The 13,735-nt window shown below is 71.8% G+C and carries 9 protein-coding genes and 2 pseudogenes; 5 read left to right on the top strand and 6 right to left on the bottom strand.

Annotated elements, in window-relative coordinates; translation table 11 throughout:
* Window positions 1-3: 3 nt before the first annotated feature.
* The 4 genes from ACWDGI_RS20495 to ACWDGI_RS20480 all read right to left on the bottom strand — a co-directional run bounded on the left by ACWDGI_RS20495 (window position 4) and on the right by ACWDGI_RS20480 (window position 4,785).
* The gene (locus ACWDGI_RS20495) at window positions 4-2,655 is read right to left on the bottom strand and encodes an FtsX-like permease family protein (RefSeq protein WP_450760901.1); all 2,652 of its coding nucleotides are present in this window, start codon (window positions 2,653-2,655) and stop codon (window positions 4-6) included.
* 103 nt (window positions 2,656-2,758) lie between these two features.
* Complete coding sequence (locus ACWDGI_RS20490) at window positions 2,759-3,421, bottom strand: ABC transporter ATP-binding protein (RefSeq protein WP_450760899.1); 663 nt, start codon at window positions 3,419-3,421, stop codon at window positions 2,759-2,761.
* Window positions 3,408-4,142: an ABC transporter ATP-binding protein gene (locus tag ACWDGI_RS20485; protein ID WP_450760898.1), complete on the bottom strand. Its 735-nt coding sequence runs from the start codon at window positions 4,140-4,142 to the stop codon at window positions 3,408-3,410. The genes ACWDGI_RS20490 and ACWDGI_RS20485 overlap by 14 nt, the downstream gene beginning before the upstream one ends.
* A 7-nt stretch (window positions 4,143-4,149) precedes the next feature.
* Window positions 4,150-4,785, bottom strand: a complete 636-nt coding sequence (locus ACWDGI_RS20480) for a hypothetical protein (RefSeq protein WP_450760896.1) — start codon at window positions 4,783-4,785, stop codon at window positions 4,150-4,152.
* 155 nt (window positions 4,786-4,940) lie between these two features.
* Between ACWDGI_RS20480 and ACWDGI_RS20475 the strand changes: the two genes are divergently transcribed.
* Entirely contained in the window at window positions 4,941-6,242 is a 1,302-nt protein-coding gene (locus ACWDGI_RS20475; RefSeq protein ID WP_450760895.1) for a HAMP domain-containing sensor histidine kinase, read from the top strand.
* A 181-nt stretch (window positions 6,243-6,423) separates the two neighbouring features.
* The gene (locus tag ACWDGI_RS20470; protein ID WP_450760893.1) at window positions 6,424-7,074 is read left to right on the top strand and encodes a GNAT family N-acetyltransferase; all 651 of its coding nucleotides are present in this window, start codon (window positions 6,424-6,426) and stop codon (window positions 7,072-7,074) included.
* 127 nt (window positions 7,075-7,201) lie between these two features.
* On the opposite strand, the pseudogene ACWDGI_RS20465 reads toward ACWDGI_RS20470, so the two are convergent.
* A pseudogene (locus ACWDGI_RS20465) lies at window positions 7,202-7,360 on the bottom strand (AAA family ATPase); the annotation flags it as partial.
* Window positions 7,361-7,377: 17 nt separating this feature from the next.
* Complete coding sequence (uvrA, locus tag ACWDGI_RS20460) at window positions 7,378-9,846, bottom strand: excinuclease ABC subunit UvrA (RefSeq protein WP_450760891.1); 2,469 nt, start codon at window positions 9,844-9,846, stop codon at window positions 7,378-7,380.
* A 678-nt stretch (window positions 9,847-10,524) separates the two neighbouring features.
* Between uvrA and ACWDGI_RS20455 the strand changes: the two genes are divergently transcribed.
* From ACWDGI_RS20455 to ACWDGI_RS20445, 3 genes and pseudogenes are all read left to right on the top strand, one after another.
* A complete protein-coding gene (locus tag ACWDGI_RS20455) occupies window positions 10,525-11,655 on the top strand; it encodes a hypothetical protein (RefSeq protein WP_450760889.1) in 1,131 nt (376 codons plus the stop codon).
* 323 nt (window positions 11,656-11,978) lie between these two features.
* Window positions 11,979-13,154 (top strand): glutathione-independent formaldehyde dehydrogenase, encoded by a 1,176-nt coding sequence (locus ACWDGI_RS20450; RefSeq protein ID WP_450760887.1) that lies wholly within the window; start codon window positions 11,979-11,981, stop codon window positions 13,152-13,154.
* Between the two features lie 197 nt (window positions 13,155-13,351).
* A pseudogene (locus tag ACWDGI_RS20445) lies at window positions 13,352-13,663 on the top strand (FUSC family protein); the annotation flags it as partial.
* Window positions 13,664-13,735 lie beyond the last annotated feature (72 nt).

Here is a 13,735-nt window from a genome sequence, read left to right as displayed (position 1 = left end):
TGTTCACAGGTCGCGGAGCTCCTCCACGGCGGGGCGGCGGCTGCCGCGGATGCCGTTGAGGGCCGCGGCCAGGATGGCGGCGACGGCGGCCGCCCCGGTGAGTGCCAGGTAGGCACCGGGGGCGGAGAGCGCCGCGGGTGGCGGATCGAAGACGCCCGTCAGGACCTTGACCAGCATCTCCGACAGGGCCCAGCCGATGAGGCCGCCTCCGGCCAGGCCGGCGACGGCCAGCAACAGGGCTTCGGAGAGGACCATGCCACGCAGGTGGCGTGGTCGCGCGCCGAGGACGGTGGCGATGGCGAACGTACGGCGGCGTTCGGCGAGTCCGAGGGCGAGCACGAGGCCGCCGGCGCCCGCGGCGAGCAGGACGGCGAAGGCGAGCTCGATGCGGGTGAGGCCCGCCAGGTCGACGGAGGTCAGGCTGGTGCCGACGGTGCCGCGGGTCTGGGTGAGGTCGGTGACGGTGGCCCGGGTACCGAGCTGCCGGCGCAGTTGGGCGGCGATCTGCTGCTGGTTGCTGCCACCGGTGTCGAGGAGGAAGACACCGGCAGAGGTGTCGCCGGTGGCCTTGCCGATGTAGGAGGCGTTGGCGACGAAGAAGCTGTCCTTGGGGGCGGTGGGGAACTCCTTGGCGATGCCTGCGTAGTGGAACGGGACCGTGCGCAGGGACTTGGTGCGGGTGTCCTGGACGCGCAGGTTGACGGTGTCGCCGGGGGAGAGCTGGAAGTCGCTGACGGTCTCGGCGCTGACGAGGAGGTTGTCCGGCCGCTGGGCGAGACGGCGCATCAGCTGGTCGGCGGTGCCGCCCGCGAAGTAGGCGTCCTGGAGCGAGGTGGCCCGCGCGATGGTGCCGGGGCGGACGCCGTAGAGGTCCTGGAGGTCGGAGCCGACGTAGGCGAAGCGGTGCTGGAGGGGCTCGACGTGCCGTACGCCGCCGATCTTCAGCGCTGCCCCGGCGGCGGGTTGGACCTGGGCGCCGGGTGGTTCGGTGACGGTGACGTCGGCGCCGTTGGTCAGCCGGGCGTCGACCTCGGCCTGCTGGTGGTAGGTGGCGTTGAAGACGGCTGTGGAGATCGCGAAGGAGACGGCGAGGGCGAGCAGGACCACCGACCGGGCGAACGGGCGGCGGCGCCGGGCCAGCACGGCGGCGGTGGTGCCGGCCAGGGTCGCGGTCAGCGGCCGGACCAGCAGGGTCAGGGCGGGGCGGCCGTGGGTGAGGGCGAGCAGGGTGAGGCGCCACAGCAGCAGGGCCGCGCCGATCCACAGCAGGGCGGGGCCGAGGAAGGCCCAGTACGACACGGAGATGCTGGGGACACCCTCGGGCGCGAGGACGAGTGCGTACTGGTTGCCTGAGGAGGCGCGGAAGACGAGCCAGGAGCCGATCAGGAGGGCGAAGTCCAGGCCGTACCGCATCCACCAGGGCGATCGGGCGCGTCGTACGTCCTCCTGCTTGCGGGTGTCGGCGACGGTGACCGTACGCAGGTCCCGCAGCGCGGGGATGAGGACGGCGCCCGCGGCCACCGCGGCTCCGAGTACGAAGGCGACGGCGTACCAGACGGACCAGGTCGTCGCGCCGGCGCCGAAGGAGGCCGTGCCGAAGGCGAGACTGCCGGTGAGGGCGGCGATGCCCAGCCCGGCCAGGCCTCCCACGAGGCCGATCAGGGCGGCCTCCAGACCGGCGAGGGCGGTGATCTGACGGGGCCGCAGGCCGCGCAGCCGCAGCAGTCCCTGTTCCTGGCGGCGCCGTTCGCCGCCGGCCGAGGCGACGGCCGCCGTCAGCGCGGCGGCCAGCACGGCGCCCGGCACGCCGAGGAAGAGGAAGAGGATCTGGGCGTACAGGGCGTCCTGGCGGGCCGAGTCGAGAGCCGCGCCGATGTTGTTGCCGACCAGGGCCGCGCCAGCGGAGCGGGCTTCGAGGTTGTGGGCGGCGCCGGTGACGGCGGAGTAGGCCGCGGCGGGGTCGGAGGGCAGCCGGGTGTTGTCGCGAGCGGCGTGGATCTGGGTGGTGACACCGGTGGCGCCGCGGGTGAGGGCGGTGAAGCGGGCGGCGGGCAGCAGGACGACGTTGTCCGGGGGCGCGGTCGGCTGGGACTGGCTGGGGGCGCCGACGGTCTGGAAGAGGGAGTCGGCCTGGGGCAGGTCGACCACACCGTCCACCTTCACCTGCCGCAGACCGGCACCGGGGAACCGGACACCGATGGTGTCGCCGGGGGCCGCGTGCAGGTTGGAGGCGGTCTGCTGGGCCAGCAGGACACCGGTGGACGCGCCGGAGAGCGTGCGAACGGCGTCGGGGAAGCGGGCCCGGTAGCCGTCGGGCAGGCCAAGGACCATGCCGGGACCGGTGGCCTGGGTGCTGCCCTGCACGCGAGCGGTGAAACCGCCGGCGTGTGCGAAGCCGACGGGCAGGGCGGTGCGGGTGCCAGGGGTCCCGGCCACCAGGGACAGGACGGTGTGCGGGTCGGCGCCGGGTTGCACCTGGACCTGCCAGTCCACGGCGACCGAGCGCACGGCGCGCTGGGTCATGGTCGCCTTCGACGCGGTGAGGAAGGAGCCGAGCGCGGCGACCAGAGCCACCCCGAGCGCGATGCCGGTCAGCGCGGCCAGGAGCCGTCCGGTGCGGTAGCGGGCCAGCCCGCGGGCCCAGGTGGCGATCATGACATCTCCTTGGAGGCTGGCAGGGCACGCACAGCGGGGGCGGACCGGGGTGGGCGCTGGGTTCCGGAGCGGTCCCGGCGCGGTCCCTGCGCCCACGTGCTGATCATGGAACCTCCTCGGGTGCCAGCAGCCGTCCGTCGCGCATGCCGCGGCGGACGGTGAGCCGGGCGGCGACGGCCGGGTCGTGGGTCGTGACGACGAGTGCCGCGCCGGTGTGGTCGGCGGCCGTCAGCAGGGCGTCCAGGACGCGGGCGCCGGTGGCGTGGTCGAGGCGACCGGTGGGTTCGTCGGCGAGGATCAGGCGTGGCGCCTGGGCCAGGACCCGGGCGGCGGCCACCCGCTGGGCCTGGCCGCCGGAGATCTCCTCGGGGAGCCGGTCGGCCAGGTCGGCGGCATCCACCAGGGCGAGTGCCGCGAGCGCGCACAGTCGCGCCTCGTCCTCCGGACGATCGGTGAGGACCAGGGGCAGAGCGGTGTTCTCTGCCACGTTCAGGGCGGGGATCAGACTGTCGCCCTGGAACACCAGGCCGATGTCGTACGGCCCGAGCGAGGCGGCCCGGGTGACGGTGCCGCTGGTGGGTTTTTCGAGCCCGGCGAGCAGGTGCAGGAGCGAGCTCTTGCCCGACCCCGAGGGGCCGACGACGGCGAGCCGGTCCCCGGCCCGGATCTCCAGGTCGGCTCCGTGCACGGCCACGACCGCCCCTGGTCCCCGGCCGAAGGTCAGGGCCGCGTCCGTACAGCTGACAAGCACCTCATCCGACGGCATCCTGCGCCTCCTCGCGGTCCTGCCGCCGGGCGTCGGTGGCTTTCCCGTCCGTCAGGGTGATCACCCGGTCCGCGATGCGGACGGCTTCCCGGCTGTGCGTGACGATCAGCACCGCGCACCCCTCCGCGGCCCGCTCCCGCAGCATCGACAGCACCAACCGCTCGGTCTCGCCGTCCAGTTCACCGGTCGGTTCGTCGGCGAGCAGGACGGCGGGCGCGTTCGCCAGGGCGACGGCGAGCCCGGCCCGCGCCAGCTCTCCGCCGGACAGCTGTCGCGGCAGGGCGTTCGTCCGGTCGGCCAGCCCCACCTGGGCCAGCAGCTCCTCGGCCGCAACGGGTGCCTTGCGGCCCTGTGCCCGCTGCGGCAGGCGGACGTTGTCCCGCACGCTCAGGTGCGGCAGCAGGTTGCGGGCCTGGAGGAGGACGCCGATGTGCCCGGCCCGCAACCGGGCCCGCTCGGTCTCGGGCCGGTGGCTGATCCGTACGCCGTCGACGTGGACCTCGCCGCCGGAGGGCTCGTCGAGTCCGGCCAGGCACGCCAGCAGGGTCGACTTCCCGGCCCCGGACGGCCCCACGACCGCGACCGTCTCACCGCGCCGCACCCTCAGGGACACCCCGCGCAGCGCGAGTGTCTCCTCCTCGCCGGCCCGGTAGAAGCGGTACAGCTCGCGGGCCGTGAGGACGTCGTCGGCGACGCCGCCGGTGTGTGTGCCGTCGGGCATGGTGCACTCACCGCCAGCTGAGGGAGTCGCTGACGACACGCCACGGGTCGACGTTGTCGGCCTTGACCGGACCCGACAGGGTCAGATCCACCTCGTGCCCCGCCCGGTAGAACGCGTACCGCTCGAACGCGTCGCGCACCACCTTGCCGGTGACCGGGTCCTTCGCCGAGTCGCCCTGATAGGTCAGCAGGACCGCACGGCCGGCGTGCCGGGTCACCTCACTCACCTTGGGTGAGGAGAACTTCGGCACCTGGGAGCGGAGTTGGGGCACGACCACGCCGGTGACCGAGCCGACCGTGGGCGCGCCGGAGGCGGAAACCGCGGTGATCCTCACGGTGTTGAGCTTGTCGGTGAACGCGGTGGTGGCGCCCTGGGTGGTGCGGGCCCAGCCCTCGGGCACCTTCAGGGTGAAGCCGGTGAAGGAACCGCCGGTCGGCCGGTAGGAGACGTACACCTGGTTGTCGGGGATGTCGCCGGGCGGGTTGGACTCGGTGGGTGCCGGCTTGTTCTGTCCGCTGACGGTGCTCGAACCGGACGCGGGGCTGCCGGAGCCGGTGTGCGAGGCGGAACCGGAACAGCCGGCGGCCACCGCGGCCACGAGGGTCACCCCCGCGACCGCGTACGTCCTTGTGCGTGCTGCCATGGCCACTGCCCTCCAAGAAGAGTCATCGGACCGGACGGTCATGGCACCGACGCTAGGAAGCGGTCGGTTAACGCCCCGCTCGGCGAGGGTTAGACGACGGCAAAAGCCTGTGGCGCCGCGCATCTGCCCAGGTGAGCGACAAGCATGATGAAGGCATGAGACAGCGCGTGGTGCGAGTCGCCCTGACCGCCGCTCTGGTTGCCGTCGTCCTCCTCGCCGTCCCGCTGGCCCTGGCGATCAGGTCGTCCCTGTACGCCGACCAACGCGACACCCTGGAACGGTCGGCGCTGGCCGCAGCCGTACGCGTGAGCCCGGACTTCGTGACCGGCGACCCGGTGGAACTGCCCGCGCCACCGTCCGGCGGCCGTCTGGGCCTGTACGACCCTGACATGCGCCTGCGTGCGGGCAGCGGCCCACGGCCCGGCGACACCCCGGTCCGGCAGTCCCTGGGCGGTGCGGCGGTACGGGGGCGGGCGGGCGCCGACCTGGTGGTGGCCGTGCCCGTCTCGCACGCCGAGAAGGTGATCGGCGTCGTACGGGCCTCGACCCCCGCAGCCGCCGTACGCAACCGGGTCTTCGCGGCCTGGACGCTGCTGCTCGGGGTGGCCGCGCTCGCGCTGACCGTCGCCGTCCTCGTCGCCCGCCGCCAGGCTCGCGCGCTGGCCGCGCCGCTGGAGGATCTCTCCCGCCACTGCCGGGCGGTGACCGGGGGCGACCTGACCGCACGGGCCGCCCCGAGCAGCGTCGCCGAGATCGACCAGGTCGCCCGCACCCACAACGAGATGCTGCAGAGTCTCTCCGAACTCCTGCGCCGCGAGCGAGACTTCACCGCCAACGCCTCCCACCAGCTGCGCACCCCGCTCACCGGGCTGCAACTCGCCCTGGAAGCGGGCCTCGCCCAGGACGACGACGCCCGGCTGCGGCCCGTGCTGACCGAGGCGCTGGCCACCACCCAACGCCTGCACCGCACGGTGGAGGAGGTGCTGCGCCTGTCCCGCTCCGGAGAGACGGCTCGCCCCAGCGCCGGGACGATCGCCGTACGACAGCTGCTGCGGGAGACGGAAGAACGGTGGCACGGCGTCTTCGCCCAGGACGGCAGACGCCTGGAGTGCACCCTCCAGGACGCACCGGCCGACGTCCGCGTTCCGGGCGCGTCCGTGTCGGAAGTGCTCGGCATCCTGCTGGACAACGCCCGGGTGCACGGGCGTGGCACGGTCCGCGTGGCGGTGCGGGACCTGGACGACGCCCTCGCCTTCGACGTGAGCGACGAGGGTGCCGTGACGGGCGAGGCGTCCGGGCTCTTCGACCGCGGCCGCACCGGCACCGGGCACGGAACCGGCATCGGCCTGGCCCTGGCCCGTGACCTGGCCGTCTCGCTCGGCGGCAGGCTCTCCCTGACCAGCCGGCACCCGGCCACGTTCACCCTGCTCCTTCCCGTGGACCAGGACGAGACGTGAGCGGCGGGGGACGCCTGAACCTGTTCCCGTCCGAGAACGAGTCCGCGCTGACATTGACGATCCCGACCAGCGAAGTCCGACGGCTGCCGCCGAAGGGTCGGTTCGGCCGGGCCTGGCGATTCCCTCGGCCCACTGATGTAATAGATCTATGGTTGGTTCATCGCTTACATATGCGTCGGTCGTGGAGGACTGGGTCTCCGGCTGGGTGGTCTCGCGGGGTGCGTCCGATCCCGTGGCGCGGCCGTGGGGCTGGACCATTGACGTCGGACAGCCGGCCCAGGTGGCGCGGCACGTGGTTGTCGACGCGGACGAGGCGCGCGTGCGCGAGGCCGCCGCGCAGGCGCGGGGGGAGGGGTGGTGGCTCAAGGTTTTCCTGCCTGAGCCGTGCGAGGAGCCGGAGGCGCAGGTCTGCGCATGGCTCGGACCGGGGTGGGCGTCCGACACGGCGGCATTCCTGATGTCCGTCGAGCTGGCCCCGGTCACGCCCGGAACGCTCCCACCCGGCTACGTGCTGCGCACCTGGACCCGGGGCGACGTCGTCCGCGTGCTGATCGCGGCTCCCGACGGATCGCTTGCCGCGCGCGGACAGATGGGCGTGGCGAAGGAGGTGGCGGTGGCGGACCAGATCCTCACCACCCCGGCCCACCAGCGTCGCGGCCTGGGCTCCGTCGTCATGCGCACGCTCCAGCAGCAGGCTCTGGCCTCGGGCGCCACCCGCGCCGTCCTCGGTGCGACGCCCCAGGGCCGCGCCCTGTACGAGTCCCTCGGCTGGCGTACCCACACGGCCTTCCTCAGCCTCTGTCGCACCACAGGACCGACGGAGTCCTGCTAGAAGGCGAGCGGTTCGGAGAGCGGGAGGGCGTCTGACGCAGGCCCTCCGACACCGACTGAGGGAGGACTTCGAGGGCTGCGTCCAAGGCGTACTCCCGGGCAGCGGCGGTGGGGGACTTGTCGACGTGGGTGGCGCCGTCGAGGAGGTGCTCGGAGCCGATGTCGGACGTCATGATGATCACGGTGTTGCGGAAGTCGACGGTGCCGGCCTGCGCATCGGTGATGCGGCCGTCATCGAGGATCTGCAGCAGGGTGTTGAAGACATCGGTGTGCGCCTTCTCGATCTCAGCCCCTCGCGCCGTCGTCAGGAGCGCGCGAGCCGGGCCGCGAGATAGGGCGCGGTGGCGCTGCGGCGGGCCCTCGCCACCTTGGCCGGCGGGCCCGCCGCGACCACCCGGCCGCCCGCGTCGCCGCCGCCCGGCCCGAGGTCGATGACCCAGTCGGCGGTGGCGATCGTGTCCAGGTCGTGCTCGACGAGGACGACCGTGTTGCCGGCGTCGACGAGCCGGTGCAGCTGTCGCAGCAGCAGCGCGATGTCCGAGGGGTGCAGCCCCGCCGTCGGCTCGTCGAGCAGGTAGAGCGCGTGCCCGCGGCGGGCTCGCTGCAGTTCGGTGGCCAGTTTGATGCGTTGCGCCTCACCACCGCTGAGTTCCGTCGCGGGCTGCCCCAGCCGCAGGTACCCGAGTCCCACCTCGCGCAACGTCTCCAGACTGCGGGAGGCGGCCGGGACGGCGGACAGGAACTCGGCGGCGGCGTCGACGGACAGCCCCAGCACTTCCGCGATGTTCTTGCCGCGGTAGGTGACTTCCAGCGTTTCGGCGTTGTACCGGGCGCCCTGGCAGGTCGGGCACGGCGCGTAGGTGCCGGGCAGGAACAGCAGTTCCACCGCGACGAATCCTTCGCCCTGGCAGGTCTCGCACCGCCCTTCGGGCACGTTGAAGGAGAACCGCCCGGCCGAGTACCCGCGCGCCCTGGCCTCGTCCGTCGCCGCGTACAGCTTGCGCACCGCGTCGAACATCCCCGTGTACGTGGCCAGGTTGGACCGGGGAGTCCGGCCGATGGGCCGTTGGTCGACCCGGACCAGCCGGTCGAACGACTCGACCCCCGACGCGTCCTGGACGTCGATCTCCAGCTGCGCCTCGTCGGGTTCCTCGGGTACGAGTCCGAGGTGGCCGCGGACGACCTCGGCGAGCACCTGCGTCACCAGCGTCGACTTTCCGGAACCGGACACGCCCGTCACCGCCGTCAGTACGCAGAGCGGTACGTCGACGGACACGTCGTGCAGATTGTGGCGGGAGACGCCGCTCAGGTGCAGCCAGCCGTGCGGTGTGCGCGGGCGGTGATCGAGCGGCTGCGCGCGCCCGAACAGGTACTGGCTCGTGGCCGACTCCCCGACCCGCTCGAGACCGGCGACCGGGCCGCTGTACAGCACGCGTCCGCCGCCCTCACCCGCGCCGGGGCCGATGTCGACCACCCAGTCCGCCCGCCGTACGACGTCCATGTCGTGCTCCACGACGAACAGCGAGTTGCCCGCCGCCTTGAGGCGGTCCAGCACGTCAAGGAGCGGTTCCGCGTCAGCCGGGTGCAGGCCCGCGGAGGGTTCGTCGAGGACGTAGACGACGCCGAACAGGCCCGAGCGCAGCTGGGTGGCGATCCGCAGGCGCTGCGCCTCGCCGGGGGACAGGGTCGTCGAGCGGCGCCCGAGGCTGAGATAGCCGAGGCCCAGGTCGAGCAGTACGTCGATCCGCGCGACCAGATCGCCGCAGATCCGGACCGCGACCTCGGTCGTCTCCCCGGACCGGGCGGTCGGCGTGCTGGCGTCGGCCTCGGACCGCCCCGCGACGGGCCGCAGCAGCGCCACGGCCTCGGTGAGCGGCATCGCGTTGATCTCGGCGATGGAACGTCCGGCGAAGGTCACGGCGAGCGCCTCGGGCCGCAGTCCGCTGCCGTGACACTCGGGGCAGGGCACACTCCTGACGAACCGGAGTGCCCGTTCGCGCATCTTCTCGCTCTTGGAGTCGGCGAGGACGTGCATGACGTGCTTGCGGGCGCTCCAGAACTTGCCCTGGTAGCCGTAGTCGACGCGGTCCTCCTCCGGCTCGATGTACACGGAGGGCTGCTCGTCCGTGTACAGCAGCCAGTCCCGGTCCTTCTTCCGGAGCCTGCGCCACGGTCGGTCGATGTCGATCCCCAGGCCGTTCACGACACTGCGCAGGTTGGCGCCCTGCCAGGCGCCCGGCCAGGCGGCGATCGCCCCCTCGCGGATGCTCAGCGAGGGGTCAGGGACGAGCAGGTCCTCGGCGACGTCGTGCACGACGCCCAGTCCGTGGCACTCCGGGCAGGCGCCGGCCGCGGTGTTGGGTGAGAACGACTCGGCCTCCAGCCGTGCGGCCCCGGGCGGATAGGTGCCGGCGCGGGAGTACAGCATGCGCAGCAGATTGGACAGCGTAGTGAGGGTGCCGACCGTCGAGCGCGAACTGGGCGACCCGCGTCGCTGCTGCAGGGCCACGGCCGGTGGCAGTCCGGTGATCTCCTGCACGTGCGGTGCACCGACCTGTTGCAACAGCCTTCGGGCGTACGGTGCTACGGACTCGAAGTAGCGCCGCTGGGCCTCCGCGTAGAGCGTGCCGAACGCGAGCGAGGACTTCCCCGAACCGGAGACGCCGGTGAAGGCGACCATCGCGTCCCGCGGAACGTCGACATCGAGGTTCCGCAGGTTGTTCTCACTGGCGCCCCGGACATGTACGAAGGGGTCGGTCGCGTCCTTGTCCACCGTTCCTGATTACCTGATCGCACCGGGAACCGCGCGACAGGCGCCGTCACCGGGCTCCGCTCACACGAGCGTCCTGAGAATCCCGGTATGAGCCGTTCTCAGGGAACATTCGAGGGTGCTTCAGCGTTGATCGGTATGTGGGCGTGAAGGGAACTGTGTCCCCGGGCCTCACCCTTTGCCCATGAGGACGATCGTTCGGCTGAAGCCTTATGGAGCCCCCGCCGCGAGGCGACCGTCCTTCGCGCCCACTCTCGATCGGCCCCGGCTGGGGACCCCCCGAACCAGTCGGGGCCTTCACCTGACCCCTGCCGGCACCCTTCGGCGAACGCGGTGGTTCTCTTCCCGGTAACGCACTCGCCCCCGGCGTCTCAGCCCCAGGTCGCGAGCATGCGCCCCATGGCGGCCAAGACCGAGGGCTCGCCCCGGTAGTAGACCCACGGGCCGCGCGGCGCGGCGTGCGGTGCCGACCGGGGTGGCGCGGAGCGGGTGTTCGCGGTGGCGCACGCCACCGTGGCCCGGTGGTGGACCAGGCCCTGTGCGGGGAGGACGAGGAGACCTGACCGTACCGCCTGCACCTGCCGGCAGGGGCCAGCGTGTCACGCGGCGTCGGCGATACCTCGAAGGCATCCTGTGGGCACGGGCGGTCGCGGGGGCAGCCGACGGGAAGGAGCCACGCGGATGTCGTCTCAGGGCGTTACGGTCGTGGCTCTCCTGGCGGATCCCGACGCGCCCACGGAGATCGCGCAGCGCATGGCCCGGACACTTCCCGCTCGGCTCGCCGACAGGTCAGCAGGCCAGGGGCGACGGTTCGACGTCGAGGTGATCAGTGAGCCCTTCACCGCCGGGACCGAGGACCCGCCCACCTTGATGCGCCGGATCATGGACCGCGGAAGAGCGGAGAGTTGGGACATCGTCGTGGCCCTCACCGACCTTCCGCTGCACTCACACGGGCGCAAACTCGTGGTGGAACTGAGTCACGAACACGGCTTGGCGCTGCTGTCTCTTCCTCCGCTGGGGGGCTTGCGTCTGCAGACGAGAGCCCGGCGGGTCGTGGAAGAAGCCGTGCTCAGCTTGGCGGCTCCGCGGGCCACCGGGGCTGAGGGACCTCCGCGGAGTCAGCCGCTTGTGGGGCCCTTCGTCAGTCGCCTCGCGCCTATTCACCCGGGCCAGGTCGGTGAGGAGGAGACCGCTGATCTTCGGTACGTCGTCAGCGGGCTGCGCGGTCACCTGAGGGTGCTCCTCGGTATGGTCCGCGCCAACCGGCCGTGGCGCTTGGTGCCGGGTTTGTCGAAAGCCCTGGCGGCCGCACTCGCCACGGGAGCAGTCGCCACTGTGAATTCCACCATCTGGAACCTGGCCGTGTCCCTGAGCACGCCGCGCCTGGTGATCGCCACGATCGGGTCCGTCGCGCTCATGATCGGCTGGTTGATCGTGGACGCGCAGTTGTGGCATCGATCAGCAGAGGTCTCGCGGGAGGCGAGGCAGAGGGCGAGGCTCTACAACGCCTCGACGGTCGTGACCGTGGGTATCGGGGTGCTCGTCTGCTACGTGGGTTTGATCGCCATCAACTTGGTGTGGGCCCTGTTCATCCTCAACGACCAGGTGTTCGCCTCCACGACGCGAACCCCGCTTCACGCCGCGGAATACTGGACGTTGTCCTGGTTCGTCGCTTCGGTCGCCACGGTGGGCGGGGCGCTGGGATCGGGCCTGGAGAGCGACGAGGCGATCCGGGCAGCCGCCTACTCCAAGCGCGAACAGGAGCGCCGCCACATGCTCCAGGACGACGACGGCGACCAGCTGGTGACCTGAGGCGGAGATTCGCTGGTGGCCGGTGGTCGTCGGCCGTTGGTGGTTGTCCGCGTACGAACCGTCCGCTGATCGATCGGTGTGCGGTTGTTTCGCGTCAAGGGCCGACGGGGACTCGCAAGGCATGCCGCCGGAGCGTCGAAGCTCCGCCGGTCAGGCCCACGGCGGCACCGCCGTTCCACCTGAACCGGGTGAACGGCCCACGGAGGCATGCCGGAGCCATGGACCCGTCGCACCAACTCCGGGGAATCAGGCTCGGTAGGCCGTCTTAGTCTTCTCCATCGCACCCGTGCTGCGGTCATTGCGCGGCACCGAAGGAAGCGATCATGAAAGCAGCGGTATACGAAGGCCCGCGAACGGTCACCGTGAAGGACGTACCGGACGCGAAGATCGAACACCCATGCGACATCATCGTCAAGATCACCACTACCAACATCTGCGGTTCGGACCTGCACATGTACGAGGGCCGCACCTCCTTCGAGTCCGGCCGCACCCTGGGACACGAGAACATGGGCCAGGTCGTGGAGGTCGGCTCGGCCGTCCGCAAGGTCCAGGTCGGCGAGTATGTGGTCCTGCCCTTCAACATCGCCTGCGGCTTCTGCAAGCAGTGCGAGCAGGGTCTGACCAACTACTGCCTGACCATGCAGCCGGAACCGGCCCTCGCCGGAGCCGCCTACGGGTTCGCCGACATGGGCCCCTACCAGGGCGGCCAGGCGGAACTGCTGCGCGTGCCCTACGGCGACTTCAACGCGCTGCGGCTGGGTGAGGACGCCGCCGAGCGGCAGACCGACTACGTGATGCTCGCCGACATCTTCCCCACCGGCTATCACGCCACCGAGATGGCCCACGTCAAACCGGGCGACCAGACGATCGTCTTCGGGGCCGGCCCCGTCGGGCTGATGGCGGCCTACTCCGCCCTCCTCAAGGGCGCCGGGCGCGTCTGGGTGGCCGACCACCAGCCCGACCGGCTGCGCAAGGCGGAGGAGATCGGGGCCATTGCGATCAACACCGCCGAGCAGAAGCCGGCGGAGGTCGTCAAGGAGGCCACCCTCGGTCTGGGTGCCGACAACGGCTGTGAGTGCGTCGGCTATCAGGCGCACGACCCCAAGGGGCATGAGGACGCCAGCCTTACGCTCAACGGCTTGATCGACTCGGTCAGGTTCACCGGCGACATCGGTGTGGTGGGCGTGTTCCTGCCCCAGGACCCCGGCGGCGCCGAGGCCCAGGGCGAGCTGGAAGCTCAGGGCAAGGTCCCGATCGACTTCGGCATGATGTGGTTCAAGGGCCAGCGCATGGGCACCGGGCAGGCACCGGTGAAGAAGTACAACCGGGCGCTGCGGGACCTGATCGCCGGCGAGAAGGCAAAGCCGAGCTTCGTCGTCTCCCACGAACTCAGCCTTGACGAGGCCCCCACCGCATACGAGCACTTCGACGCCCGTGACGAGGGCTGGACCAAGGTGGTCCTGCATCCGAACGGACACGGCAACGGCCACAAGCGATGAGCGACCCTCGGCCGCCGTCCCGCACGTCCCCCGGACCGGTCCGGGGGACGTGCGGCGATCTGCCGGTCCTCCGGCCGGCGGCGATCTGTCCGTCCTCCGGCCGGGGCCGGGGCAATCGCCCGCACTCCGGTCAGACCTGAACGGGCGGCGATTGCCCCCAGCCCCGGCCCGGTAGGACGGACGGCAGACGCTCAGCAGTGTCCGCGGTGGCTGCACCTCGTCCAGCGGCTGCCGCCACCAGCCTGTTCGCGGGGCGCGTGGGAGGCCACCTGGCCCGACGGCTGCCGCACCTCAACCAGGCCGACGCGACCCGGCAGGGTGTTCCGGCTAGGCTCACAGCCGTGACGTGGCTGCGGGCCTTCAGGGAGGTCGTGCGATCCGGGCTCACGATCGAGGAGACGCGGCTGGAACCCTTGCTCGCGTTGCGCACGGCCGCCGGGGTGGCGATCGTCGTCGGGCCGGCGCTGTGGCTGATCTCCCCTGCGTATGCCGCATCCGCCGCCCTCGGCGAGGATCAGCGCCGCCAGGACGAGCAGTTCGATCGGTGGTCCGGAGGTCTGGCCGCGCCAGGGGGGCCAAGA

Source organism: Streptomyces sp. NPDC001220 (assembly GCF_053597895.1).
The sequence above is the reverse complement of the archived record's forward strand: the minus strand, read 5'-3'. Positions and strand labels throughout refer to the sequence as shown.

What these genes read in the sequence shown, in the direction of transcription:
- ACWDGI_RS20495 (WP_450760901.1), bottom strand. Translation starts at nt 2,655, where the DNA reads ATGATCGCCACCTGGGCCCGCGGGCTGGCCCGCTACCGCACCGGACGG.
- ACWDGI_RS20490 (WP_450760899.1), bottom strand. Translation starts at nt 3,421, where the DNA reads ATGCCGTCGGATGAGGTGCTTGTCAGCTGTACGGACGCGGCCCTGACC.
- ACWDGI_RS20485 (WP_450760898.1), bottom strand. Translation starts at nt 4,142, where the DNA reads ATGCCCGACGGCACACACACCGGCGGCGTCGCCGACGACGTCCTCACG.
- ACWDGI_RS20480 (WP_450760896.1), bottom strand. Translation starts at nt 4,785, where the DNA reads ATGGCAGCACGCACAAGGACGTACGCGGTCGCGGGGGTGACCCTCGTG.
- ACWDGI_RS20475 (WP_450760895.1), top strand. Translation starts at nt 4,941, where the DNA reads ATGAGACAGCGCGTGGTGCGAGTCGCCCTGACCGCCGCTCTGGTTGCC.
- ACWDGI_RS20455 (WP_450760889.1), top strand. Translation starts at nt 10,525, where the DNA reads ATGTCGTCTCAGGGCGTTACGGTCGTGGCTCTCCTGGCGGATCCCGAC.
- ACWDGI_RS20450 (WP_450760887.1), top strand. Translation starts at nt 11,979, where the DNA reads ATGAAAGCAGCGGTATACGAAGGCCCGCGAACGGTCACCGTGAAGGAC.